Here is a 21,004-nt window from a genome sequence, read left to right as displayed (position 1 = left end):
AGAGGAAACACCCCATGTTCTCGCGCTACAAGAAACAGGCCGCACCAGAGGCACCCGCGCCCAACCCGGCCGCCGCCGCTGCCGCAGCCGCCGCTCCCGAGCAGGCGGCTCCCGCCGCTGCTGCCCCCAAGGCCAAGCTCCAGCGCGCCGCGATCACGCCCCAGAAGGGCGTGAAGGTGGCCGCGGTCGCCACGCCCGAGGACAAGGAAAAGAAGCGCAAGGAGCGCCTCTCCGAGATCAAGGTGGAGCTGCACAAGGCGCTGCTCGACAACCTCAACCTCGCCGCACTCGAAACCGCGACCGAGAGCGACCTGAAATCCGAGATCGTCGCCATTTCGGCGGAGACGCTCGATGCAATGGGCGTCGTGCTCAACAAGGACGAGCGCGCCACGCTGCACCAGGATCTCTACGATGAAGTCACGGGCCTCGGCCCGCTCGAGCCGCTGCTGAAAGACGATGACGTGAACGATATTCTCGTCAACGGCCCCAAGCAGATCTTCGTCGAACGCGCGGGCAAGCTCATGCTGTCCGACATCACTTTCAAGGATGAAAAGCACCTGCTGCGGATCATCGACAAGATCGTGTCGGCCGTGGGTCGCCGTGTCGATGAAAGCAACCCCTACGTCGACGCCCGTTTGCAGGACGGCTCGCGTTTCAACGCGATGGTCCCGCCGATCGCAGTGGATGGCAGCCTCGTCTCCATTCGTAAATTCAAGAAAGAAAAGCTCGCGGTCGACGACCTCGTGAAGTTCGGCGCTTTCACCGAGGAGATGGCCGCCTACCTTCAGGCCGCCGTCGCCTGCCGCCTCAACGTGATCGTCTCCGGCGGTACCGGCTCCGGTAAGACGACAACGCTCAACGCCCTGTCGAGCTTCATCGACAACTCCGAGCGCATCCTGACCATCGAGGACACGGCGGAACTTCAGCTCCAGCAGACCCACGTGGGCCGGATGGAAAGCCGCCCCGCCAACGTCGAGGGCAAAGGCGCCGTGACCCAGCGCGACTGTCTGCGCAACGCTCTGCGGATGCGCCCTGACCGCATCATCGTGGGTGAGACCCGCGGCGAGGAAGTGATCGACATGCTGCAGGCCATGAACACCGGCCACGATGGCTCCATGACCACGATCCACGCCAACTCGGCGCGTGACGGCGTGTCGCGTCTCGAGAACATGATCGCCATGGCCGGTATCGAAATGCCGCTGAAGGCCGTGCGCTCGCAGATCGCCTCCGCTGTGAACCTCATCGTGCAGGCCTCGCGCCTGCAGGACGGCTCCCGCCGGATGGTCTCCATCACCGAGATCACCGGCATGGAGGGCGAGGTTATCTCGATGCAGGAGATCTTCCGCTACGAGCGCCTCGGGCTGGCCTCTGACGGCAAGATCATCGGCCGCTTCAACGCCACCGGCGTCCGCTCGGCCTACTCCGACCGCTTCAAATCCTGGGGCTACGACCTGCCCGCCACCATCTTCGAACCCATCGCCGCGCAATAAGGGGGAGCGCAGCCATGCAGATTTCAGCAGAACCAATTATCTACGGCCTCATATTCGTGGCCGTACTGGTCATGGTCGAAGGTATCTACCTTGTCGTCTTCGGCAAGTCGATCTCGCTCAACAGCAAGGTCAACCGCCGCCTCGACATGATGGAAAAAGGCGGCAACCGCGAAGAAGTGCTCGAACAGCTCCGCAAGGAGATGAAGCAGCACATGACGACCAAGAGCATCCCGCTCTACTCGATCCTCGCCGACAAGGCCCAGAAAGCCAACATCGCCTTCTCCCCCGGCGCGTTGGTCGGCATCATGCTCGGCCTCTCCGTCGTGGCCTTCGGCGCCCTCTCCGTCGCCTCCACCGCCGGCATCGGCGTGCGCATCATCGTCTCCCTGGCGATGGGCATCGGCGGCGTCTATGTCTGGGTGAACAACAAGGCCAAGAAGCGCCTCACCCTCGTCGAAGAGCAACTCCCCGACGCCGTCGAACTGATGGTCCGCTCGCTCCGCGTCGGCCACCCCTTCTCCTCGGCGGTCAACATCGTCGCCAAGGAAGTGCCCGATCCCCTCGGCTCCGAATTCGGCGTCATCGCCGACGAGGCCGCCTATGGCCGCGACATGTCGGAATCCCTCAAGGATCTCGCCGAACGGATGGACATGCAGGACCTCCGCTTCCTCGCCGTCGCCGTCACCATCCAGCAGCAGTCGGGCGGCAACCTCGCCGAGATCCTCGAAGGCCTCGGCAAGGTGATCCGCGCCCGCTTCAAGCTGTTCCGCCGGGTCAAGGCGATCACCGCCGAAGCCAAGTGGTCCGGCATGTTCCTGTCGATGTTCCCGATCCTCGCGATCATCATGATCAACGTGATCAAACCCGACTACTACGATGACGTGAAGGACACCGCCGCCTTCATCCCCGCCTGTATCGTCGTCGCCACCTTCCTCGTCGTCAACGTGGTCTTCATGAAGATCATGGTGAACATCAAAGTCTGAGGCCGCCCGCATGGAACTCCTTCAAAACGCCAACGACTGGCTGATCGCAACCTTCGGCGACCTTGGCCCGCTCTACGCCATCGGCGCCCTCGGCCTCGTGCTGGTGCTGCTCACCCTGCCCTCCTTCCTCAAGAAGCCGGCAGACCCGATGGACAAGCTCAAGGGCACCGGCGGCGGCGCACGCGCTGCCAAGGCCGACGACCCGAAGGGCGCCAAGCTCCGGACCAAGAACAAGAACGCCGAGAAGCTCGACAAGTTCGCCACCTTCCTCGAGCCCCAGTCGGCCGAAGAGATGAGCGCCGCGCGGCTGAAGATGATGCAGGCCGGCTACCGCTCCAAGAACGCGGTGCGGATCTACCACTTCATCCAGTTCTCGCTCGGCATCGGCATGCTGCTGATCGGCCTGCTTATCGCCATCATCAGCTCCGCCAATGGCGAGGTCGAAACCCAGCAGCTCCTGATGATGGTGCTGATCCCGGGCTTCGCGGGCTACTACCTGCCCCGCTACTGGGTGAACCGCCGCCTGCAACAGCGCCAGGGTGAAATCACCAACGGCTTCCCCGACTCGCTCGACATGATGCTGGTCTGCGTCGAGGCCGGTCAGTCGATGGACCAGGCGATCATCCGGGTCTCCAAGGAGATCAAGCAGGGCTACCCCGCGCTGGCTGAGGAATACGAGATCGTCGCCCACGAGGTTAAAGCCGGTAAAGACAAGACCAACGTCCTGAAGGACATGTCAGAGCGCTGCGGCGTGCCCGACATCGCCTCCTTCGTGACCGTGATGATCCAATCCGCCAGCTTCGGCACCTCGATTGCAGACGCCCTCCGGGTCTTCTCCGAGGAGATGCGCGACAAGCGGGTAATGCGCGCCGAAGAAAAGGCCAACGTCCTGCCCACCAAGCTGACGCTCGGCACCATGATGTTCACCGTGCCCCCGCTGATGATCATCCTCATCGGCCCGTCGGTCTACCAGATCTACGACACGCTGAGCAACGCGACGTTCTTCTGAGGAATGGGGGCTACGGCCCCCATTCGGTTATTCTCGTGCGTGACGGACGAGTCTCACTGTGTGGACGGTAGAAGCCCACCAAGAGTGCGTTTCAACCAGCAGCGACATCACGGCGGCGACCACAGCGAATTCGCAAGTTCGGCCGAAAGCGGACTCTCCTTATGTTTTCGCGATGATGCAAGCGCAGCCCGGTTACCGGCCATTCGCCACAGGTGCAAATCACCCACGCCCGTCTAGTCGAAAAGCGCTTCTTGGATGAACGCGTCAATACTCTGATTGTTTTGAAACCGACCACGCAAGTCTTTATTAGTCAAAAGAGACAGCTCGAACTCTCGACAGGTTTGGTCAAGGAAGCGACTTGTGGCTATCAGACTATCATGGTCGCTCTCTTTTACTGTATCGCCGTGTAGCGCTTTCGAACGAAAGCCATAAGCTTTTTTCATTTTTGCAAAAGCGTCTCTAGGGGAGAGCGCATCAGCAACTGGGTTCAGTAGCGCCACTCGTTCGCTTAGTTGGTGAGATAGCTCCGCATTGGAAGTCGATAATAACGCCTCTAAGGCGGTGACATAAGTTGCAACTCGCGTGAGAACATCATCCTGCCTGCGGGCATCTATAACCCAGGTAATGAAGCAGTCAATCCTGCTTTCACCTTTGACCCGCTTGGTAGGCTTTTGATACGCCATCTTCGCATCGGCCATGTAATGCTGAGCCGACTTCGAAGCCATCGAGGCTGCGGAAAATATCTCCTTATAGTTGAAAGCAATGGTTTTCTCGTCCTTACCCTCCGCATTGTAAAAGTGAAGCTTCATGTCGTTTTTATGGATTATAGGTTGGCCACCGATGTCAACCAGCAGATATCCAGCGTCTGAATTGACATTGTTATCCCGATAAAGCCAAAGATTAGAAACGAAATTTTTAACCAGCGCATTTATGTCATTTAGCGTATCCAGCGCCTCATCATTGTTTAACGAGACCCCCTTCATCGGGATCATAACAAGAATGGAACTGTTAAGAAAATTAGCCTCAAGCGTTCCCAGCGTATCTAAAATTCCCGACCGATTTTTGCAAAGCAACAGTTTGTAGAAGTCACTGGCTTGCAAGATTTTTGATCCAGGGTAGCACTCAAAGAGGTCCGACCTTTCCGAAAGGTTTTTTGGCATATCAATACGCGTCAGCGGAACTATCGCGACCGCATCTCCAGGACTTTGAATATAGTGATCTAAGTTTCTTTTCATTTCTCTATCTTTCTAGTAGTCGAAGTTAGAAGTTAGCCTGTGCGATCAGCAGATAGAGCCTGAGCGCGAGAAATCTCCACCAATTTAGCCAACATAGCGCTTATCCAACTACCTACCTCCCTCAGCGTGTCGTAAACGCTCGTTTTGGTGCGTTTCAAAGAAACTGGCGAAGAGCTAGCTTGCAAAGCCGAAGTGGCTTCCGAAGCCCTGCCTCATAACTTACCATATGCGGCCTCGCTAAATAGAGGGGCCTTGAGCACCCGCCATCTCAGCATTTTCAAGCACTCGAAGCGTGTAAAACGGCACAGTGTGAAGGTCATTTTTGGCCAAATAACCGTGAGCATTCGCGTTTGCAACGAAAGTCCGGTTCTCACCCTTATTGGCACATCGTCTTTCGCACCGAGACCTATCAGTGCTCAAATCCGGAAGAGATATCCGGCACCTGCCAGCATAGCCCCTTTACCCTCCCCTACCCCAACGTCCCAACCCCTTAACGCAGCGTGCGTATGCATCGCGTATGCATGGGTTGTGCATCAGTTGTGCATCACTTGTGCTGGGGTGCTATGATACCTCCCTTCAAATCCTGCCCCACCGGGCGCCCCTGTCACCTTTTTGCCCCTTTCGCCGCCTGACGGCCGGAAGATGCGGGGTTGGTGGTTGCCAGAGCGGGGGCGCGCGCGCATCTTCGCGGCAACAAGAACCCGCAGGCGAGCAGTCTCCTGTCTTACAGATCGATCTTCCCCAAGGCCCTCGCGGCCCTTCTCCTGCTGGCGCTGGCCGCTTGCGGGTCTGATCGGCTTTCTGAATTGAATCAAGGGACTAAGGCCAGTGGCACCCGTTCCTACGAGGACCCGGACGGGTTGATCGTGGGGCACAGGCTGATGTCCGCGGGGGAGTATGAGTTGGCGCTCTCGGCCTATTACCGGGCCGGTGCCGAGCAAGGGTTGACGGTTGATGTCCTGAGCGCGCTGGGCAGTGCAAATCTCAAGCTCGGCCGCTTGGGCCAGGCCGAGGATCTTCTGCGCAAGGCCATCGAGAAGGATGAGAAATTTCCCCCTGCCTGGAACAACTTAGGCGTCATCCTCATGGAAAAACGCGAGTACGGCGAGGCCGAAAGGGTCTTCAAAATCGCCTTCGCGCTGGACAGTGGCAATTCCGCCGAGATCAAGAAAAACCTGAACCTCGCTATGGATCGCATGAAGATCCCCGGCTATGGTTCTGAACAAGAACAACAAACCAATTTCGACTTGGTGCGCAGGGGCAGCGGGCAATACCTTCTTCTCAGCACGCCATGAGGCAGCAAGAGCAGTAAAAGGACGCAGAAAAATGCGCCAGACATCCCTTATTTCCCTTGCACTTACCGGTGCCCTGGCCCTCTCGGCCTGTCAGAAATCCGCCGACGGCGAGGTCTCCCGCGCGATGGCCTCGGTGAACGCCGTAGACGAAAACGGCCTCTCCGACATCATGCTCACCGTCGCCGACCCCAACGAGGCGGTCAACTACTTCAAGCGCGCCAGCAAGGACAATCCCAAGCGGATCGACCTCAAGCGCGGCCTCGCCCTAAGTCTTGTCCGTGCAAAGAAAAATACCGAGGCCGTCGCCGCATGGCGCGCCGTGGTGAAGCACGAGGACAGCACGCTCGACGACAAGGTCGACTTTGCCGACGCCCTCCTCCGCAACGGCGACTGGAAGGAAGCCGAGACCACGCTCGACGGCATCCCGCCCACCCACGAGACCTACAAGCGCTACCGCCTTGAGGCCATGGTTGCCGACAGCAACAAGGAGTGGAAGAAGGCCGACAGCTTCTACGAGACCGCTGTTGCCCTCACCACGAAGCCCTCCGGCGTGCTGAACAACTGGGGCTACTCCAAGCTCTCCCGTGGCGACTACGGCGGCGCCGAAAAGCTCTTCGTCGAGGCGATCCAGTACGACCCGGAGCTCTTCACCGCCAAGAACAACCTCGTGCTCGCCCGTGGCGCTCAGCGCAACTATCAGCTGCCCTTGGTTCAGATGACCCAAGTCGAGCGAGCGCAGCTCCTGCACACCGCCGCACTGGCCGCCGTCAAGCAGGGCGATGTGGAAACCGGCAAGGGCCTGCTGCAAGAGGCGATCGACGCGCACCCGCAGCACTTTGAAGAGGCCGTGCGGTCGCTCAGGGCGCTGGAAAACAACGTCACCAACTGATCCGGGGCCGCATCCATGCTCGCCCCTGCAACGGCCAGCCTGTGGTTCTTCATCCTGACCGCGCCGATCTGCCTGTACGTGGCGTGGTCGGACATGGCTCGCATGAAGATCCCTAACAAGGCCGTTGTGCTGACCGTGATCGTCTACGCCATCGCGGGGCTGATCCTGCTACCTTTCGTCGACTACGCATGGCGCTGGCTCCACCTCTTCGTGGTTCTGGCCATCGGCTTCGTGATGAACATGCTGGGGATGCTAGGCGCCGGGGACGCGAAGTTTGCAGCCGCAATGTCCCCTTTCATCGCGCTGGGTGACCTGTTCAACGTAATGATGCTATTCGCTGCGATCATGTTGGCGGCCTTCGTGACCCATCGCATTGCCCGCTCGATCGGCCCCGTCCGCAACATTGTGCCCCATTGGGAAAGCTGGACGCGCAAGGACTTTCCGATGGGTCTCGCGCTCGGCGGAACGCTCGCGGCCTACCTTGCGATGGCCGCCAAATACGGCATCTAGCCCTTTTCCAGCAGGATATAGAGCGGTGTGCGGCTGACCTCGACCAGCGTGTCACCGCGCTGTGCGATCCGCTCCAGCACGAGGCCGCGCACCTTGGGGTGGATGGAGCATTGCGGCACGAGGATGTAATCGGCCGTATCGTAGCCCGGCAGACCGCCGTAGTACCACGGTGCGCCCTCTTCCAGTCGCTCGAAATCGCCAAAGAGCCAGATCGAGGAGAAGAGATCGGCGATGAAAATCCGCTCGCCCGCGTGGCCGCTCTCTGCAAGGCTCGTCGCCATGCTGTCGAACAGAGCGGAGAGGCCGAGCATCACCTCGCAACGCGGCAGCTCCTCGCCGTTCAGCACATCCGCCTGCCCGCGTTCGGCCCTCTCTGCCCATACATCCAAGCCGCTGCCCGGCACTTCCATCGGCACCCGCTTGTCAGCGCGCAGGGCGCGGACAGTTCCGGTTTGCAGATCGGCATGAAGGGTGGCGCGCGGCAGCAGCGGCACGTGCTGCGCGGCATCCTGCCCGAGGTGACGGATCGGGCTGTAAGCGAGGTTGATCGCAGAGGGCACAATCATGGCGAAAGCCGCGGCGCCTGAGAGGCCCACAGCCGTACGCATATCCCACCCTGCGCCATTGGTCGTTACTCCTTCAGGGCGTGCAGCGAAGAGCAGGATGCCCAGTAACAGGAGCCACTGCGGGTCGTTCCCGAAGTTCTGGAAGGTCACGTAAAAGAAGCCGGGTGTTAGGAGCAGCAGCACCAAGCCCTCTGTCATCTTCTTGGCCTGACGCAGCAGGATGACGCTGAAGAGCAGCACGATAGAGCCGCCAAGGTAGGCCGGCGCGGCGATGACCGCTGCGAATGGCGCTCCGGGGTTTGCCCGCACCTCGGAGGCCGACACCCGCAGCAGGTCACGCATGTAGGCCGCCCAGAAGTCGAGCCCGGCGAAGGCAGTCACGACTGCCACGATTGCAAGGCCGGTGGCCAATGCGAACATGAATGCGCGATGCTGCTTGTGCGCCAACAGCCCAACGGCGACCGGGATCACGAAGGCGGCGATGTAGGTGACTTTGCACAGCGCCAGAAAGGCCAGCGCGAGGCCCACCACGATGCCATCCGCGGTCTGGTTCTTGTAGCCGTCGACCGGAGGGAGGGTCGCAATGAGAATGGCGATGAAGGCTGCGGCCCAGGCCCAGCGATTGTAGTGCATGGAGATCGAAACCGAGCGCTCCGCCTCGCCGTGCACCAGCGCCGTGACCAGTACGATGACCAGCGCGCCAAAAAGGTAGGGCCAGTATCCCGTGAGCCGCGACAGCCCTGCGCGCCATGCCAGAGGCAAGAGCAGAAGCCCCATCAGCGCCTGGGCATAAAGGATTGAGGAACCGACCCCTGCCCCCAGCTTCACGAAAAGCGCGATGGGCGCGAAGGCCATGAAGCCGATCGGGGTCATGAAATCGAGATGCGGCCACTCGCCATCGGCCATACGAAAGACGATCTCGAGCAGGTGCAGCATGTCGCCTTCATGCTTGCCGACCAACAATTGGCCGCGCCACATCGCCAGCCCGGCCTCAACAGCGAGAACCGCCAACAAAACCACGAACAACCTACCGGCGTTTGTCTTTTTCATCGCTGCTCTTGTCCATTTTTTGGCCACAATAGCGGGGCACAGTCCTGCTCACCACGGGTATTGTCCACGCCTTGGGCGGTTATGCGGCGAAACTCGGGGAGATTTTGAGACGTGCGCCAAAAAACGAGCAGGTGACCCGGATGAACATGGAAGTGGCCAACGTAATTGCGCCGCCCGCGCCGAAGCGGTTGGAAGACATGCAATTGCCCCTGGTGATGATGCGCGACATCGTGCTGAAGACCATTTTCCGCAAGAACGTCGAGACCGTGGCCGAGATTTCGCCCGCCATCTGTCTGCCGATCCCTGTGACGCAGGAGTTGGTGGACCTCGCTCGCAGCCAGAAACTGATCGAGGCGACGGGTTCCATGACGGCAGGCGGCTCGGGCGAGATGGGCTATCAGCTCACTGACGCGGGCAAGGCTCGAGCGCTCGATGCTCTCGCACAGTCAGAATACTACGGCGCCATGCCGGTGCCTCTGGAAGTGTATCAGGAGCAGGTGAAGCGCCAGTCGATCCGCAACATCCAGATCACCCGTCAGCAGCTGACCGACGCGATGGGCCACCTGATCCTGCCCGACAGCCTGCTCGACCACCTCGGCCCGGCGGTCTCTGCCGGTCGCTCGATCCTGATGTATGGCCCGCCCGGAAACGGTAAATCCTCGATCTCGAACGGTATTCGCGATGCTATGGGGGACAAGATCTTCATCCCCCGCGCCATCGAATACGCCGGTCAGGTCATCACAGTTTTCGACCCAATTGTGCATACCGCCGTGGAAGAAGAGGCCGACGACCCCAACAGCCTGCGCCGCACATCCGGCCGTTTCGATACGCGCTATGTGCGCTGCGAGCGCCCGACCGTGATCACCGGCGGTGAGCTTTCACTCTCGATGCTCGACCTCGTCTACAACCCCACCGCACGCACCTATCAGGCCCCGCTTCAGCTGAAGTCATCCGGCGGCATCTTCATCGTGGACGACCTTGGCCGTCAGGCTGAGCCGCCGCAGGCGCTGGTCAACCGCTGGATCGTTCCGCTGGAAGAGAGCAAGGATATCCTCGCCCTGCAGTCGGGCGAGAAATTCGAGGTGCCCTTCGACACGCTGGTGATCTTCTCCACCAACTTCCACCCCAACGAGATCTTCGATAAGGCGGCCCTGCGCCGGATCTTCTTCAAGATCAAGATCGATGGGCCGGTGCAGGAAGATTACCTGAAGATCTTTGCGATGGTCGCCAAGAAGCGCGGTATGCCGCTCGATCAGGATGCGCTGATCCACCTGCTGAAGGTGAAATATCCGGAGATCGACAACATCTACGCCAACTACCAGCCGATCTTCCTGATCGACCAGATGATCGCCATCTGCGAGTTCGAGGGCATCCCCTACCAGATGACGCCCGAGTTGATCGACCGGGCCTGGGCGAACATGTTCGTCAAGGAAGAGACGATCGTTCACTAAAGTTCTCTGTCGGCGGCGGCGGCGCCTCCTCTTGCCGCCGCCGCCAGCCCGTCATCCGCGGGCGTCTGCAAGCGGGAGTTCCCGCAATCTCATCGATGTCACACAGGCCAGCAGGGCCACCGCCGCGCCGATCCAGAAGATCGGGTGAAGCGCGAGTGAGAAACCGTGCTGGACATGCGCCTGCGCCTCGGGCGACAGGGTGGCAATGGTCGTCGCGCTCATCGAGCGCAGGCTCGTGCCTTCGGGCAAAGTGCCGGCCAAGTTCTGCGCCAGACCGGTGCCGAAGAGTGCGCCAAAGGCCGCCGTCCCTACCGAACCGCCAATGAGGCGGAACATGTTGGCCGAGGCGGTCCCGACGCCGAGCATGTGCCGGGGCACCGCGTTCTGGATGGCGGCGACCCCTATGGAGAACACCGGGCCAAGGCCAAGGCCCACGAAGATCATCGACACAGCCACAAGCCAGAGCGGCGAGCCTTCGGAGAGGGTCGAGAGCGAGAGCATGGCCAAAGCAAGCAAAGCGGTCGAGAGCGTTGGCATGATCTTGTAACGCCCGGTGCGCGCCATGATCTGCCCTGCCCCGGTCGACGAGGCGATCAGCCCGGCCATCATCGGCGTCAGGAACAGCCCCGACACGGCGGGCGACACGCCCTGCACCACCTGCAGGTAGAGCGGGATGAAGGTGATGGTGCCGAACATGGCCACGCCCACCATGAAGCCCACGGTGTTCACGACGAGGAAGGTGTTGTTGCGGAAGAGCCCCAGAGGGAGAATGGGCTCTTCCGCACGCCGTTCGGCGAGAACGAACCCGGCGGCAGCGGCAAGCCCCAAGGCCACGAGGCCCAGAAAGGCGGCGCTACCCCAGGGGAGGACCGTCCCGCCGAGGTTGGAGCCAAGCACGGCCACCGAAAGAACGGTGGCGAGCAACCCGGCTCCGAGAAAGTCGAGCTTCGCCTTGCTGGAGCGCGGCGGCGTTTCAAGCGCGAAGCCGAGGACCACGAAGGCCAGCAGGCCGACAGGGAAGTTCACGAAAAAAATCCAGTGCCAGCTGAAAGCCTGAACAAGAAAGCCGCCGATCAGCGGGCCGATGACGGTCGACACCCCGAAGACGGCCCCGAGCAGGCCCTGTGCCTTGCCCCGTTCCCGGGGCGGCAACACATCTGCCACTACGGCCATCGACACCACGATGAGGCCGCCGCCGCCGAGGCCCTGCACCGCACGCCCGGCGATGAGCATCTCCATCGATTGCGCAAAACCGCAAATCGCCGAGCCTAGCACGAACACCAAAATACCGCCCTGGATGACCACCTTGCGCCCGAAGAGGTCACCGAGCTTGCCGCTCACTGGCGCGCCGATGGTGGAGGCCAGCAAAAAGGCGGTGATGACCCATGTGATGTGGTCCACCCCGCCGAGCTCCGCCACCATGATCGGCATCGCCGTGGTCACGATGGTTTGCCCGAGGGAGGCAAAGAGCAGAGTTGCCGCAACGGCAACCAGCACCAAACCCACTCGCCCGCTGGGTGCATTGTCTACAAAGGGCTTTTCGGTTGAAACAGTCACATGTATGTCCTTGCCACCCAAAGCCTGAAAGGCCTTGGTTATCGGGTTCATTGCATATATGTGTCGATAGCATATATATGTCAACCACACGGACAGGGGGAGCCACTTTGGGCGATAGAGACGAGCAAGTTATTCGCGATCTGGACCACGTCGGAGTCAGTGAAGATCTGGCCCGAAGTGCTCTTGAACTGGACGCGACGCTCCAACGCTGGCGGCGCCGTTTCACGAAGCGAGAACTTGGTCTGCGCGCCGTCCGCGAACTCGGGCTCAAGGTGGAACTTGCCGAGCTTGATGCGCTCATCGCCGTCTGGCGCCCCGCCAATGAATTTGGCGACGAGGACGAAGGCGAAACCACGGTCGGCACCGTCGCCACCCGCCTCGGCATTGACCCGTCCCGGGCCTCGCGCCTCACCACCGAACTGATCCGCAAGAAGCTGGTGCGCCGCGGCGTGAGCCAGGAAGATGCCCGCCGCGCCATTCTAGAGGTGACCAATGATGGCGACCGGATTGTCCAGGCCGTCCGGGCCTTCAAATTCTACACCCTCGGCCACTTCTTGAAGAGCTGGACCGAGGAAGAGGTGCGCACCTTCGTGCCGCTGATTGAGCGGTTCTCGTCATGGTCCGATGCCCCCGACGACCCCAGCGGCAAGATCGCCGCCGAGATCGACGCGCTGCGTGAAGGGCTGACAGATCTGGCAAACCAGAAGGACGACAAATAGAGCCGCATGGCCGCGCTTCCGCCACGCTTCGCCGATTGGTTCGCCCGCAACGGCTGGGAGCCGCACCCCCATCAGCTGGAGATGCTGGACCGGGCACAAGAGCCTGCCAGCCTGCTGATCGCCCCGACGGGCGGCGGCAAGACCCTTGCAGGCTTCCTGCCCTCGCTGGTGGAACTGGCGGATGGCAGCCACGAGGGGCTTCACACGCTTTACATCTCACCGCTCAAGGCCCTTGCCGCTGACATTCGGCGCAACCTTTTGCGGCCCGTCGAAGAGATGGGCCTTCCGATCCGGATCGAGGATCGCACCGGCGATACATCGGCCTCCGCTCGAAAGCGCCAGCGAGCCGACCCGCCACATATTCTGCTGACCACGCCGGAATCCCTGGCCCTTCTGATCTCCTACGAGGATGCGCCGCGTATCTTTGCGGGCCTCAGCCGCGTGGTGGTGGACGAAATCCATGCGCTGGCCGAGAGCAAGCGCGGTGACCAGCTCATGCTCGCGCTGTCCCGCCTTCAGGCCCTCGCCCCCGGCATGCGCCGAGTCGGCCTTTCGGCCACGGTCGAAGATCCGCCCGCGCTGGCCCGGCAATTGGCCTGCCACCCAGACCCCTGCAAAGTGATCCTCGCCGATCCCGGCCCCCTTCCCGACATCGCCATGCTCGAAACCGCAGCCCCCCCGCCCTGGGCCGGGGGCGGCGCGGCCCATGCAATCCCCGAGGTGCTGGCCGAGGTGCGCAAGCACCGGACCACGTTGATCTTTCACAATACGCGCGCGCAAGCGGAGATTTTCTTCCACAACCTGTGGCTCGCCAATGAGGAAGGCCTGCCGATTGCGATCCACCACGGCAGCCTCGCCCGCGAGCAGCGACAGAAGGTCGAAGCCGCGATGGTGGCTGGTGACCTTCGCGCCATCGTCTGCACCGGCACCCTCGATTTGGGTATCGACTGGGGCGATGTGGACCTAATCATCCAGATCGGCGGGCCGAAGAACGTCAAACGCCTCGTCCAGCGGATCGGGCGGGCGAACCACCGCTACAATGCCCCCTCCAAGGCCCGGTTGGTGCCCGCCAATCGGTTCGAGGTGCTGGAGTGCCGCGCCGCGCTGGAGGCCGCCGCCGAGCACGACCTCGATGGCGAGCCGCGCGGCCCCGGCCCGCGCGATGTGCTTTGCCAGCACATCCTGATCCGGGCCTGCGCCGGGACGTTCGATGAGGCCGAGCTATACCGTGAGGTCAAAACCGTTGGCGCTTATTGTGACCTGTCGCGGGCCGCCTTTGACGACTGCCTCGATTTTTGCGCCACCGGCGGCTACGCACTTAAGGCCTATGACCGCTGGCAGAAACTGATGCAGCGTGACGGCCTCTGGGGCCTGCGTGACCCGCGCACGGCGCAGCGCATCCGCATGAACATCGGCACCATTCAGGACACCGACTTGCTGAAAGTGCGAATGCGCGGCCGGGGCGGCCAGCCCCTCGGCGAAGTCGAAGAGGGCTTTGCAGCCTCGTTGACAGAGGGTGATACCTTTCTGATCGGCGGCGAGATCGTGCGGTACGAGGGGTTGAAAGAGATGACGGTGCAGGTCAGCCGTTCGGCCAACAAGACACCGAAGATCGCGGTCTTCGGCGGCACCAAGTTCTCGGCCTCTACCCGGTTGACCGAGCGCATTCTGGAGTTGATCCACGGCGATTGGCAGGCGCTGCCGGACGACACCCGCCATTGGCTGGCGCTTCAGCGCGAAGTCTCGCAACTGCCGCGCGGCGACAGGCTACTGATCGAGAGCTTCCCGTACGACAGCCGCGCGCACACCTGCCTCTACGGCTTTGCCGGGCGCAACGCCCAGCAGACGCTCGGCCTGCTCGTCACCCGCCGGATGGAGGAGGTGGGGCTGGACCCGCTGGGGTTCGTCGCCACCGACTACGCCACACTGATCTGGGGTCTGGAACAGGTGGAAGACCCGGCCCCGCTTCTGGCCCCGCAGGTGCTGCGTGACGTTCTGGAAGGGTGGCTGGCGAAAAACGCTGTGATGAAACGGACGTTTCGCGCCTCCGCCACCATTGCCGGGCTGATCGAGCGCAACCTGCCGCAAAACCGCAAAACTGGCCGTCAGGCGACCTTCTCCTCCGACATCCTCTACGACACGCTGCTGAAGTATGACCCCGATCACCTTCTGATGCGGATCACCCGCGAAGAGGCGATGAAGGGGCTTGTAGATTTCGGACGTGTCGAAGAGATGCTCGCCCGCGTCGAGGGCCGCATCGACCATGTGGTGCTTGACCGGGTCACACCCATGGCCGCACCCCTCCTGCTCGAAGTGGGCAAGGTTCCGGTGGCCGGCAAGGGCCGCGAGAGGTTGGCGGAAGCTGAGGCCGAGGCGCTCATGGCCAAGGCCGGTCTGTCGAGCGGGGGCTTGCAGTAATCCAACATTTCGGCCTAGGAACGGACCATGAACGCTCACGCCTTCACCTTCGCCGGCTGCCGTCTCGAGGCGCGCCCTACAGGAGCGCTTTGGCTTCCCGATGAGAGGCTGCTCTGCGTCTCTGACCTGCATCTTGGCAAGTCCGAACGGTTGGCCCGGCGCGGCGGCTCGCTTCTGCCGCCCTACGAGACCGTGGAAACGCTGGACAGGCTCGAGGCTGAGCTGGACTTGTTGGCACCGGACACCGTGGTTTGCCTTGGCGACAGTTTCGACGACTTGGGCGCGGCACTGGCCTTGCCCGACAGCCTCAGGGTGCGCCTCGCAGGCATGCAAGCCGGTCGCCGCTGGATCTGGATCGAGGGCAACCACGACCCCGGGCCGGTGGAGCTTGGCGGCGAGCACATGGCGCAACACGCCGTGGCGGGCCTCCGGTTTCGTCACATCGCGGAGGATGACTGCACGACGGGCGAGATCTCGGGGCACTACCACCCCAAGCACCGCCTGCCCCGCTCCGGCACTTCGCGCCCGGCCTTCGTTTACGATGGCACACGACTCATTCTGCCCGCCTTCGGCACCTATACCGGCGGCCTGCGGTGTGACACGCCCGAACTGCGCCGCCTCTTTGCAGCCCGTGCCATCGCCGTGCTCACCGGGCCGCGCGCCCTCGCCGTACCCCTGCCCTGACTGCGGAGTGCCTTGCCTCCCGGCGCGAATGCCCGCAGCCTGAACCGGGGAGGGCCGCAAATGGCAAGTATCGAAGACCGCATCCGCGACAGTTTCGCCCGACAAAGCATGATGGCAACGCTTGGGGCCGAAGTGGCTGCCATTGCCGAAGGCCGGGTGACCCTCAGCGCCCCCATCGCAGACCACGTTTTGCAACAGCATGGCTACGCCCACGCGGGCCTTGCCTTTTCGCTGGGTGACAGTGCGGCGGGCTACTCCGCCCTCTCGGTCATGCCGGAGGACAAGGAGGTTCTGACCATCGAGATGAAGATCAACCTCATCGCCCCCGCCGCCGGCACGCGGCTGGTCGCGGAGGGGCGCGTCATCAAGAATGGGCGGCGGCTGGTTGTGGTGGCGGCAGATGTGTTTGCCGTCGATAACGAAACGCGCCGCCATTGTGCGGTCCTACAGGGTACGATGATCCCGGTGTGACACCTGGAAAGAAAGGAAAGCGAGATGGATAGCACCACCGAAGGCAGGCTGATCGCCCAGCGTCAGGTCATCGCGATGATCGTCGCCGGGCGCGGCAAGGACGACATCCTGCAATGGCTGGAGGAGGCCATGCGCGACGGGCAGGAAGACCCGGGCGCAGTCAATGAGGAGGCCTTTGCAATCGAGGGCGCATTGGCGGACGAACGCCAAGCGCTCGCCCGCGAAATTCGTCTGCGCTCAGGCGGTTAGACCTTCGGGCTCCGGCAATCCATGCGCCCGGCAGCAGGCGGTGAGCGTGTTGGCCAGCAGGCAGGCGATGGTCATCGGCCCGACCCCGCCCGGCACCGGCGTGATCGCCGCTGCGTTTTCCGAAGCCGCCGCGAAATCCACATCGCCCAAGAGTTTCGTCTTGCCCGGCTTGTCGGGGTGCGGAATGCGCGTGATACCCACGTCGATCACCGTCGCACCCGGCTTGACCCAATCGCCCTGCACCATCTCGGCCCGCCCCACGGCGGCGATGAGAATATCGGCGCGGCGGCATACTTCGGCGAGATCTTTGGTGCGCGAGTGGGCAATGGTCACCGTGCAGTTGTCTTGCAACAGGAGCTGGCCCATCGGCTTGCCAAAGAGATTGGAGCGCCCGATCACCACAGCCTCCTTGCCGGTGAGGTCACCGAGCTGATCGCGCAACAGCATCAGGCAGCCGAGCGGCGTGCAACTCACAAGCGCCTCGCCGCCGGTCGCCAGCAACCCTGCGTTGGTCACGCTAAGCCCGTCGACATCCTTGGTCGGGTCGATCCGCGCCACCGTGCGGCGCTCGTCAAGCTGCTCGGGCACCGGGAACTGGCAGAGGATGCCATGCACCGCCGGATCGGCATTGAGTCTGTCGATCAGGGCAAAGAGCGTCTCTTCGGAAGCATCGGCGGGCAGTTTGTGCTCGAAGCTGGCCATGCCAACCTCAACTGTCTGCCGGTGCTTGGCCGCCACGTAGACCTCGCTCGCCGGGTCTTCGCCCACCAGCACCACGGCGAGGCCGGGCGTGATGCCATGCTCGTCCTTGAGCCGCGCCACATGGCCCGCCACCTTTTCCCGAACCGAGGCCGCGAAGGCTTTTCCGTCGATCGTCTTTGCGCTCATGTGGCTCTCCATCTGGGTGCGTATCCTGTGCCAGCGCCTAACGGTCGGCGCCGCCGGTGCCAAGCTGCTCTTGCTCGCGGGCAACGTAAAAATCGATCATCTCGCGCCACATGGTGCGGGCAAGTTCCGGAGCGAACCCGGCAGCCTCTGCCTTGGCGGTGACGTTCTTAAGCACTGCCTCGGCGCGGGAGGGAGCGGCGGCAGAGATGCCTGCCGCCCGCTTCAGCGCCGGAACGCAATCCACATGCGCCTGCCGCTCCGCCAGCAGGGTGATCAGCGCCGCATCGATCTGGTCGATCTGCGCGCGCATCTCCTCCATGGTGCCGATCTCGGCAGGCGGCTTGCGCATCAGAACAGCCCTTCCACGTCGCCCGCCTCGTTCAGGCCGATGCTTTGCGCGGCAGGGGTCCGCGGCAGGCCCGGCATGGTCATGATCTCCCCGCAGATCGCCACGATGAAACCGGCTCCGGCAGAGAGGCGCACCTCGCGCACAGGCACCGAATGGCCGGTGGGCGCGCCGCGCAGGTTGGGATCGGTCGAAAAGCTGTATTGCGTCTTGGCCATACAAACCGGCAGGTGGCCGAAGCCTGCCGCCTCCCACGCGCGGAGCTGGTCGCGGATCTTCTTGTCAGCCAGCACTTCGTCGGCGTGGTAGATGCGGGTCGCGATGGTTTCGATCTTCTCGAAAAGGCCCAACTCGTCGGCATAGAGCGGCGCGAATTGCGAGGCGCCGCTATCTGCAATCTCGGCCACGCGGGTCGCCAGCGCTTCGGTGCCTTTCGAGCCCTCGGCCCAGTGCTTGCAGAGGATCGCCTCCGAACCCATTTCGGCGACATAGTCCTTCACCGCCTGCACCTCAGCATCGGTGTCGGAGACAAAGTGGTTGATCGCCACGACCACTGGCACGCCGAAGCTCTTTACGTTCTGGATATGCCGCCCGAGGTTGGGGCAGCCCGCTTGCACTGCTGCCACGTTCTCCGCGCCGAGGTCGGCTTTGGCAACGCCGCCGTTCATCTTCATCGCCCGCACCGTGGCCACCAGCACCACGCAGTCGGGCGCGAGCCCGGCCTTGCGGCACTTGATGTTCATGAACTTCTCGGCCCCGAGGTCGGCGCCGAAGCCCGCCTCGGTCACCACGTAGTCGGCCAGTTTGAGCGCGGTCGTGGTGGCGATGACCGAGTTGCACCCGTGGGCGATGTTGGCAAAGGGGCCGCCATGCACGAAGGCCGGGTTATGCTCCAGCGTCTGAACGAGGTTGGGCTGCATCGCGTCCTTCAAGAGCACCGTCATCGCCCCAGCCGCGCCAATCTGCTCGCAGGTGATCGGCTCACGCTCGCGGGTATATGCCACGATGATCCGGCCGAGCCGATCTTCGAGGTCCGCAAGATCGGTCGAAAGGCAAAGGATCGCCATGACCTCGGAGGCCACGGTAATGTCAAACCCGCCCTGTCGGGGGAAGCCGTTGGCCACTCCGCCCAGGCTCACCACTACATCACGCAGAGCGCGGTCGTTCATGTCCATCACCCGGCGCCAAACGACGCGGCGCTCGTCGATGCCCAGCTCGTTGCCCCAGTAGATGTGGTTGTCGATCATCGCCGAGAGCAGATTGTGTGCGCTGGTGATCGCGTGGAAATCGCCGGTGAAATGGAGGTTCATCTCCTCCATCGGGACAACCTGCGCGTAGCCGCCGCCAGCCGCGCCACCCTTCATGCCGAAGCAAGGGCCGAGCGAGGCTTCGCGGATGCAGATCGCCGCCTTCTTGCCGATGGCGTTCAGCCCGTCACCAAGACCAACTGTGGTGGTCGTCTTGCCCTCACCTGCCGGGGTCGGGTTGATCGCGGTCACGAGGATAAGCTTGCCGTTTGCGCGGTCCTTCAGGCCCGAGATAAACGTCTCACCGACCTTGGCCTTGTCATGGCCGTAGGGCAGCAGGTGCTCCTCCGGAATGCCCAGCTTTGCGCCGATCTCCTGAATGGGGCGTTTCTTCGCCTCGCGGGCAATCTCAATGTCGGATTTCACGCTCATGGGGCCTCCCTCCTCCGGTCGCGGTGTTACTCACGTGGTAGCGCTCACGCCAGCCCGGCAGCGGGCCTATTGCGACATATTCGGGCGCGGAAACGCCGGGTGCGGGAAACCGGGGTTGCCGATTGGAAACCCCGGTAGCTCAGGTGCCCGCCCAGGCGGGCTGGTCGGGGAGGAACACAGTGAGCGTGTCTCCCACCGCAATCCGGCCCTCGCGTTCGATCCACGCGGTGACACCACGCTTTCCCATCGCCGCCGCCTTGAAGCCCTTGCCGTGTCCGGGGTGGGTCTCTTCGATTTCCTTGGCCGGAAAGTTGCACGGGCCGTTCTCAAGGTCGACGGTGATCGTCGCGCCCGATGGCGCCTGAAGCCGGGTGCCGGGCGGGATGTGGGAAAAGTCCGGCAGGCCGGAGAGAACGAGCGATGCGCCGAGGAGGTCCGGCGAAAGCGCCTCGAGGCCAAGGGTCTGCGCGATTTCGGCCAATTCCTCGGCTGAGAGGATCGACAGCTGGCGGGTGTTTCGAATGGGCGTGCCGCGCTCCGGGTACAGCGCGAGGACGCGCGAGCAAGAGGGCCGCGTCGCTCCACCGTGGTCTTCTCCGGGGAAGCCTTCCAGCGTGGCATCCACCGTTTCGAGCGGCTCCGAGCGCAGGGTGGCCTCCCTGCTCTCAACCCAGCCCAGCCAGGTCACCGTGGCAGTTGCGTCGATCTTCTTCAGTCCGGCCATTGCGCGTTCCTTCATCTGTTGCGGCGGACCGTAAGGAAGAGCCGCCGGAAGGGGAAGAGGACTGTGCCGTCTGCCTCGGGTGGGTAGGCGGTGGCGAGGGCGGCGTCGTAGGCGGCGAGAAAACGGGCCTCTTCGGCAGCATCCATGTCGCCGGTGTAGGGCCGCATGAAGGTGGATTGGGTGAAGAGCCTCACGGGGTGTGCTTCGACTGCAGAGGGCAAGCGCTGGATGTAGGTGGTTTCCCACACATCGGCATCACCCAACGGCGCAAGCAAGCGCGCGTAAGTCTCGGGCGCGGCGACCGGTTCGCGCGGCGCGTCGAAGCGGTTTGGGAAGAGGTCGACTGCGATTTCGTGGATGAGCCAGTGCGACGGGGCGTGGTGTTGAAGCGGCATTTGGACGGCAAGCTGGCCACCGCATGCGAGCAGGCGGACCAGATGCGGGAACAGGGAGGCATGGTCCGGCAGCCATTGCAGCGCGGCATTGGAGAAGATCAGCGCTGGCGGAACGTCAGGCGCCCAAGTGGCGGCGTCTTCTTCAAGTAATTTGTCATAGGCCGGGACGGAACGCGCCTTGACGAGCATCGCGGGCGAATTGTCGACGCCGATCAGCCGATGCTCGGGATGGCACGCTGCGAGCGCCTCGCCCATCACGCCGGTACCGCACCCAAGGTCCACCACTGGGCCGTCCGGCAAATGCCCGGTTTGTGCAAGCAAATCCATCGCTGGGCGGAGCCGGGGAGCGGCGAAGCGGGAATAGAGATCGCTGTTCCAGTCAGTCATCGGCGGGCC

The 21,004-nt window shown here is 62.7% G+C and carries 20 protein-coding genes; 12 read left to right on the top strand and 8 right to left on the bottom strand.

What is annotated here, in order from left to right:
• Positions 1-14: 14 nt before the first annotated feature.
• Genes ACUXVX_RS08025 through ACUXVX_RS08015 form a run of 3 tightly spaced genes read left to right on the top strand, consistent with a single transcriptional unit; the run spans position 15 to position 3,482 of the window.
• Positions 15-1,490, top strand: coding sequence for a CpaF family protein (locus tag ACUXVX_RS08025; RefSeq protein ID WP_222470076.1), 1,476 nt, complete (start codon positions 15-17; stop codon positions 1,488-1,490).
• Positions 1,491-1,504: 14 nt separating this feature from the next.
• Complete coding sequence (locus ACUXVX_RS08020) at positions 1,505-2,473, top strand: type II secretion system F family protein (protein WP_222470077.1); 969 nt, start codon at positions 1,505-1,507, stop codon at positions 2,471-2,473.
• Between the two features lie 10 nt (positions 2,474-2,483).
• The gene (locus ACUXVX_RS08015; RefSeq protein ID WP_222470078.1) at positions 2,484-3,482 is read left to right on the top strand and encodes a type II secretion system F family protein; all 999 of its coding nucleotides are present in this window, start codon (positions 2,484-2,486) and stop codon (positions 3,480-3,482) included.
• Between the two features lie 233 nt (positions 3,483-3,715).
• Here the strand turns inward: ACUXVX_RS08015 and ACUXVX_RS08010 are convergent, their stop codons facing one another.
• Entirely contained in the window at positions 3,716-4,717 is a 1,002-nt protein-coding gene (locus ACUXVX_RS08010; RefSeq protein WP_446311122.1) for a hypothetical protein, read from the bottom strand.
• Positions 4,718-5,370: 653 nt separating this feature from the next.
• Between ACUXVX_RS08010 and ACUXVX_RS08005 the strand changes: the two genes are divergently transcribed.
• From ACUXVX_RS08005 to ACUXVX_RS07995, 3 genes are read left to right on the top strand one after another with little or no spacing between them, the layout of a single operon-like run.
• Complete coding sequence (locus ACUXVX_RS08005) at positions 5,371-6,012, top strand: tetratricopeptide repeat protein (RefSeq protein ID WP_446311121.1); 642 nt, start codon at positions 5,371-5,373, stop codon at positions 6,010-6,012.
• A gap of 31 nt (positions 6,013-6,043) precedes the next feature.
• Entirely contained in the window at positions 6,044-6,901 is an 858-nt protein-coding gene (locus ACUXVX_RS08000) for a tetratricopeptide repeat protein (protein ID WP_222470081.1), read from the top strand.
• 15 nt (positions 6,902-6,916) lie between these two features.
• A complete protein-coding gene (locus ACUXVX_RS07995; RefSeq protein WP_446311120.1) occupies positions 6,917-7,411 on the top strand; it encodes a prepilin peptidase in 495 nt (164 codons plus the stop codon).
• On the opposite strand, the gene ACUXVX_RS07990 is transcribed toward ACUXVX_RS07995, so the two are convergent.
• The gene (locus ACUXVX_RS07990) at positions 7,408-9,027 is read right to left on the bottom strand and encodes a hypothetical protein (protein ID WP_446311119.1); all 1,620 of its coding nucleotides are present in this window, start codon (positions 9,025-9,027) and stop codon (positions 7,408-7,410) included. The two genes, ACUXVX_RS07995 and ACUXVX_RS07990, sit on opposite strands and share 4 nt — an antisense overlap.
• A 140-nt stretch (positions 9,028-9,167) precedes the next feature.
• Here ACUXVX_RS07990 and ACUXVX_RS07985 point away from each other — a divergent pair, with 140 nt between their 5' ends.
• Positions 9,168-10,478 (top strand): ATPase, encoded by a 1,311-nt coding sequence (locus tag ACUXVX_RS07985; RefSeq protein ID WP_222470084.1) that lies wholly within the window; start codon positions 9,168-9,170, stop codon positions 10,476-10,478.
• A gap of 51 nt (positions 10,479-10,529) precedes the next feature.
• Here the strand turns inward: ACUXVX_RS07985 and ACUXVX_RS07980 are convergent, their stop codons facing one another.
• Positions 10,530-12,086: an MDR family MFS transporter gene (locus tag ACUXVX_RS07980; RefSeq protein WP_446311118.1), complete on the bottom strand. Its 1,557-nt coding sequence runs from the start codon at positions 12,084-12,086 to the stop codon at positions 10,530-10,532.
• Positions 12,087-12,142: 56 nt separating this feature from the next.
• Here ACUXVX_RS07980 and ACUXVX_RS07975 point away from each other — a divergent pair, with 56 nt between their 5' ends.
• From ACUXVX_RS07975 to ACUXVX_RS07955, 5 genes are read left to right on the top strand one after another with little or no spacing between them, the layout of a single operon-like run.
• A complete protein-coding gene (locus tag ACUXVX_RS07975; RefSeq protein ID WP_446311117.1) occupies positions 12,143-12,754 on the top strand; it encodes a MarR family winged helix-turn-helix transcriptional regulator in 612 nt (203 codons plus the stop codon).
• Between the two features lie 6 nt (positions 12,755-12,760).
• Complete coding sequence (locus ACUXVX_RS07970) at positions 12,761-15,172, top strand: ligase-associated DNA damage response DEXH box helicase (protein WP_446311116.1); 2,412 nt, start codon at positions 12,761-12,763, stop codon at positions 15,170-15,172.
• A gap of 27 nt (positions 15,173-15,199) precedes the next feature.
• Positions 15,200-15,856, top strand: a complete 657-nt coding sequence (gene pdeM, locus ACUXVX_RS07965; protein ID WP_446311115.1) for a ligase-associated DNA damage response endonuclease PdeM — start codon at positions 15,200-15,202, stop codon at positions 15,854-15,856.
• Between the two features lie 60 nt (positions 15,857-15,916).
• Positions 15,917-16,327, top strand: a complete 411-nt coding sequence (locus tag ACUXVX_RS07960) for a PaaI family thioesterase (protein WP_446311114.1) — start codon at positions 15,917-15,919, stop codon at positions 16,325-16,327.
• Between the two features lie 24 nt (positions 16,328-16,351).
• Positions 16,352-16,576 carry a hypothetical protein gene (locus ACUXVX_RS07955; RefSeq protein WP_446311113.1) on the top strand — a complete coding sequence of 75 codons (225 nt, stop codon included), beginning with the start codon at positions 16,352-16,354 and terminating at the stop codon, positions 16,574-16,576.
• On the opposite strand, the gene folD is transcribed toward ACUXVX_RS07955, so the two are convergent.
• The 5 genes from folD to ACUXVX_RS07930 form a co-directional block, all read right to left on the bottom strand.
• Positions 16,565-17,464, bottom strand: coding sequence for a bifunctional methylenetetrahydrofolate dehydrogenase/methenyltetrahydrofolate cyclohydrolase FolD (gene folD, locus ACUXVX_RS07950; protein WP_446311112.1), 900 nt, complete (start codon positions 17,462-17,464; stop codon positions 16,565-16,567). The genes ACUXVX_RS07955 and folD overlap by 12 nt on opposite strands.
• Before the next feature lie 37 nt (positions 17,465-17,501).
• The gene (locus ACUXVX_RS07945) at positions 17,502-17,813 is read right to left on the bottom strand and encodes a chorismate mutase (protein WP_446311111.1); all 312 of its coding nucleotides are present in this window, start codon (positions 17,811-17,813) and stop codon (positions 17,502-17,504) included.
• Positions 17,813-19,489, bottom strand: a complete 1,677-nt coding sequence (locus ACUXVX_RS07940; RefSeq protein WP_446311110.1) for a formate--tetrahydrofolate ligase — start codon at positions 19,487-19,489, stop codon at positions 17,813-17,815. The genes ACUXVX_RS07945 and ACUXVX_RS07940 overlap by 1 nt, the downstream gene beginning before the upstream one ends.
• A 139-nt stretch (positions 19,490-19,628) precedes the next feature.
• A complete protein-coding gene (locus ACUXVX_RS07935; RefSeq protein ID WP_446311109.1) occupies positions 19,629-20,213 on the bottom strand; it encodes an MOSC domain-containing protein in 585 nt (194 codons plus the stop codon).
• An 11-nt stretch (positions 20,214-20,224) separates the two neighbouring features.
• Positions 20,225-20,995, bottom strand: coding sequence for a methyltransferase domain-containing protein (locus ACUXVX_RS07930; protein WP_446311108.1), 771 nt, complete (start codon positions 20,993-20,995; stop codon positions 20,225-20,227).
• Positions 20,996-21,004: the final 9 nt, after the last annotated feature.

It is taken from the genome of Vannielia sp. SX4 (assembly GCF_052828525.1).
Note: the sequence above shows the minus strand (reverse complement) of the source record. Positions and strands in the feature narration are given on the sequence as shown.

Coding starts and splice junctions, on each gene's coding strand:
- ACUXVX_RS07930 (WP_446311108.1), bottom strand. CDS start 20,995: ATGACTGACTGGAACAGCGATCTCTATTCCCGCTTCGCCGCTCCCCGG.
- ACUXVX_RS08010 (WP_446311122.1), bottom strand. CDS start 4,717: ATGAAAAGAAACTTAGATCACTATATTCAAAGTCCTGGAGATGCGGTC.
- folD (WP_446311112.1), bottom strand. CDS start 17,464: ATGAGCGCAAAGACGATCGACGGAAAAGCCTTCGCGGCCTCGGTTCGG.
- ACUXVX_RS07955 (WP_446311113.1), top strand. CDS start 16,352: ATGGATAGCACCACCGAAGGCAGGCTGATCGCCCAGCGTCAGGTCATC.
- ACUXVX_RS07985 (WP_222470084.1), top strand. CDS start 9,168: ATGAACATGGAAGTGGCCAACGTAATTGCGCCGCCCGCGCCGAAGCGG.
- ACUXVX_RS07945 (WP_446311111.1), bottom strand. CDS start 17,813: ATGCGCAAGCCGCCTGCCGAGATCGGCACCATGGAGGAGATGCGCGCG.
- ACUXVX_RS07995 (WP_446311120.1), top strand. CDS start 6,917: ATGCTCGCCCCTGCAACGGCCAGCCTGTGGTTCTTCATCCTGACCGCG.
- ACUXVX_RS08020 (WP_222470077.1), top strand. CDS start 1,505: ATGCAGATTTCAGCAGAACCAATTATCTACGGCCTCATATTCGTGGCC.
- pdeM (WP_446311115.1), top strand. CDS start 15,200: ATGAACGCTCACGCCTTCACCTTCGCCGGCTGCCGTCTCGAGGCGCGC.
- ACUXVX_RS08015 (WP_222470078.1), top strand. CDS start 2,484: ATGGAACTCCTTCAAAACGCCAACGACTGGCTGATCGCAACCTTCGGC.
- ACUXVX_RS08025 (WP_222470076.1), top strand. CDS start 15: ATGTTCTCGCGCTACAAGAAACAGGCCGCACCAGAGGCACCCGCGCCC.
- ACUXVX_RS07960 (WP_446311114.1), top strand. CDS start 15,917: ATGGCAAGTATCGAAGACCGCATCCGCGACAGTTTCGCCCGACAAAGC.
- ACUXVX_RS07980 (WP_446311118.1), bottom strand. CDS start 12,086: ATGAACCCGATAACCAAGGCCTTTCAGGCTTTGGGTGGCAAGGACATA.
- ACUXVX_RS07990 (WP_446311119.1), bottom strand. CDS start 9,027: ATGAAAAAGACAAACGCCGGTAGGTTGTTCGTGGTTTTGTTGGCGGTT.
- ACUXVX_RS07935 (WP_446311109.1), bottom strand. CDS start 20,213: ATGGCCGGACTGAAGAAGATCGACGCAACTGCCACGGTGACCTGGCTG.
- ACUXVX_RS07970 (WP_446311116.1), top strand. CDS start 12,761: ATGGCCGCGCTTCCGCCACGCTTCGCCGATTGGTTCGCCCGCAACGGC.
- ACUXVX_RS08000 (WP_222470081.1), top strand. CDS start 6,044: ATGCGCCAGACATCCCTTATTTCCCTTGCACTTACCGGTGCCCTGGCC.
- ACUXVX_RS07940 (WP_446311110.1), bottom strand. CDS start 19,489: ATGAGCGTGAAATCCGACATTGAGATTGCCCGCGAGGCGAAGAAACGC.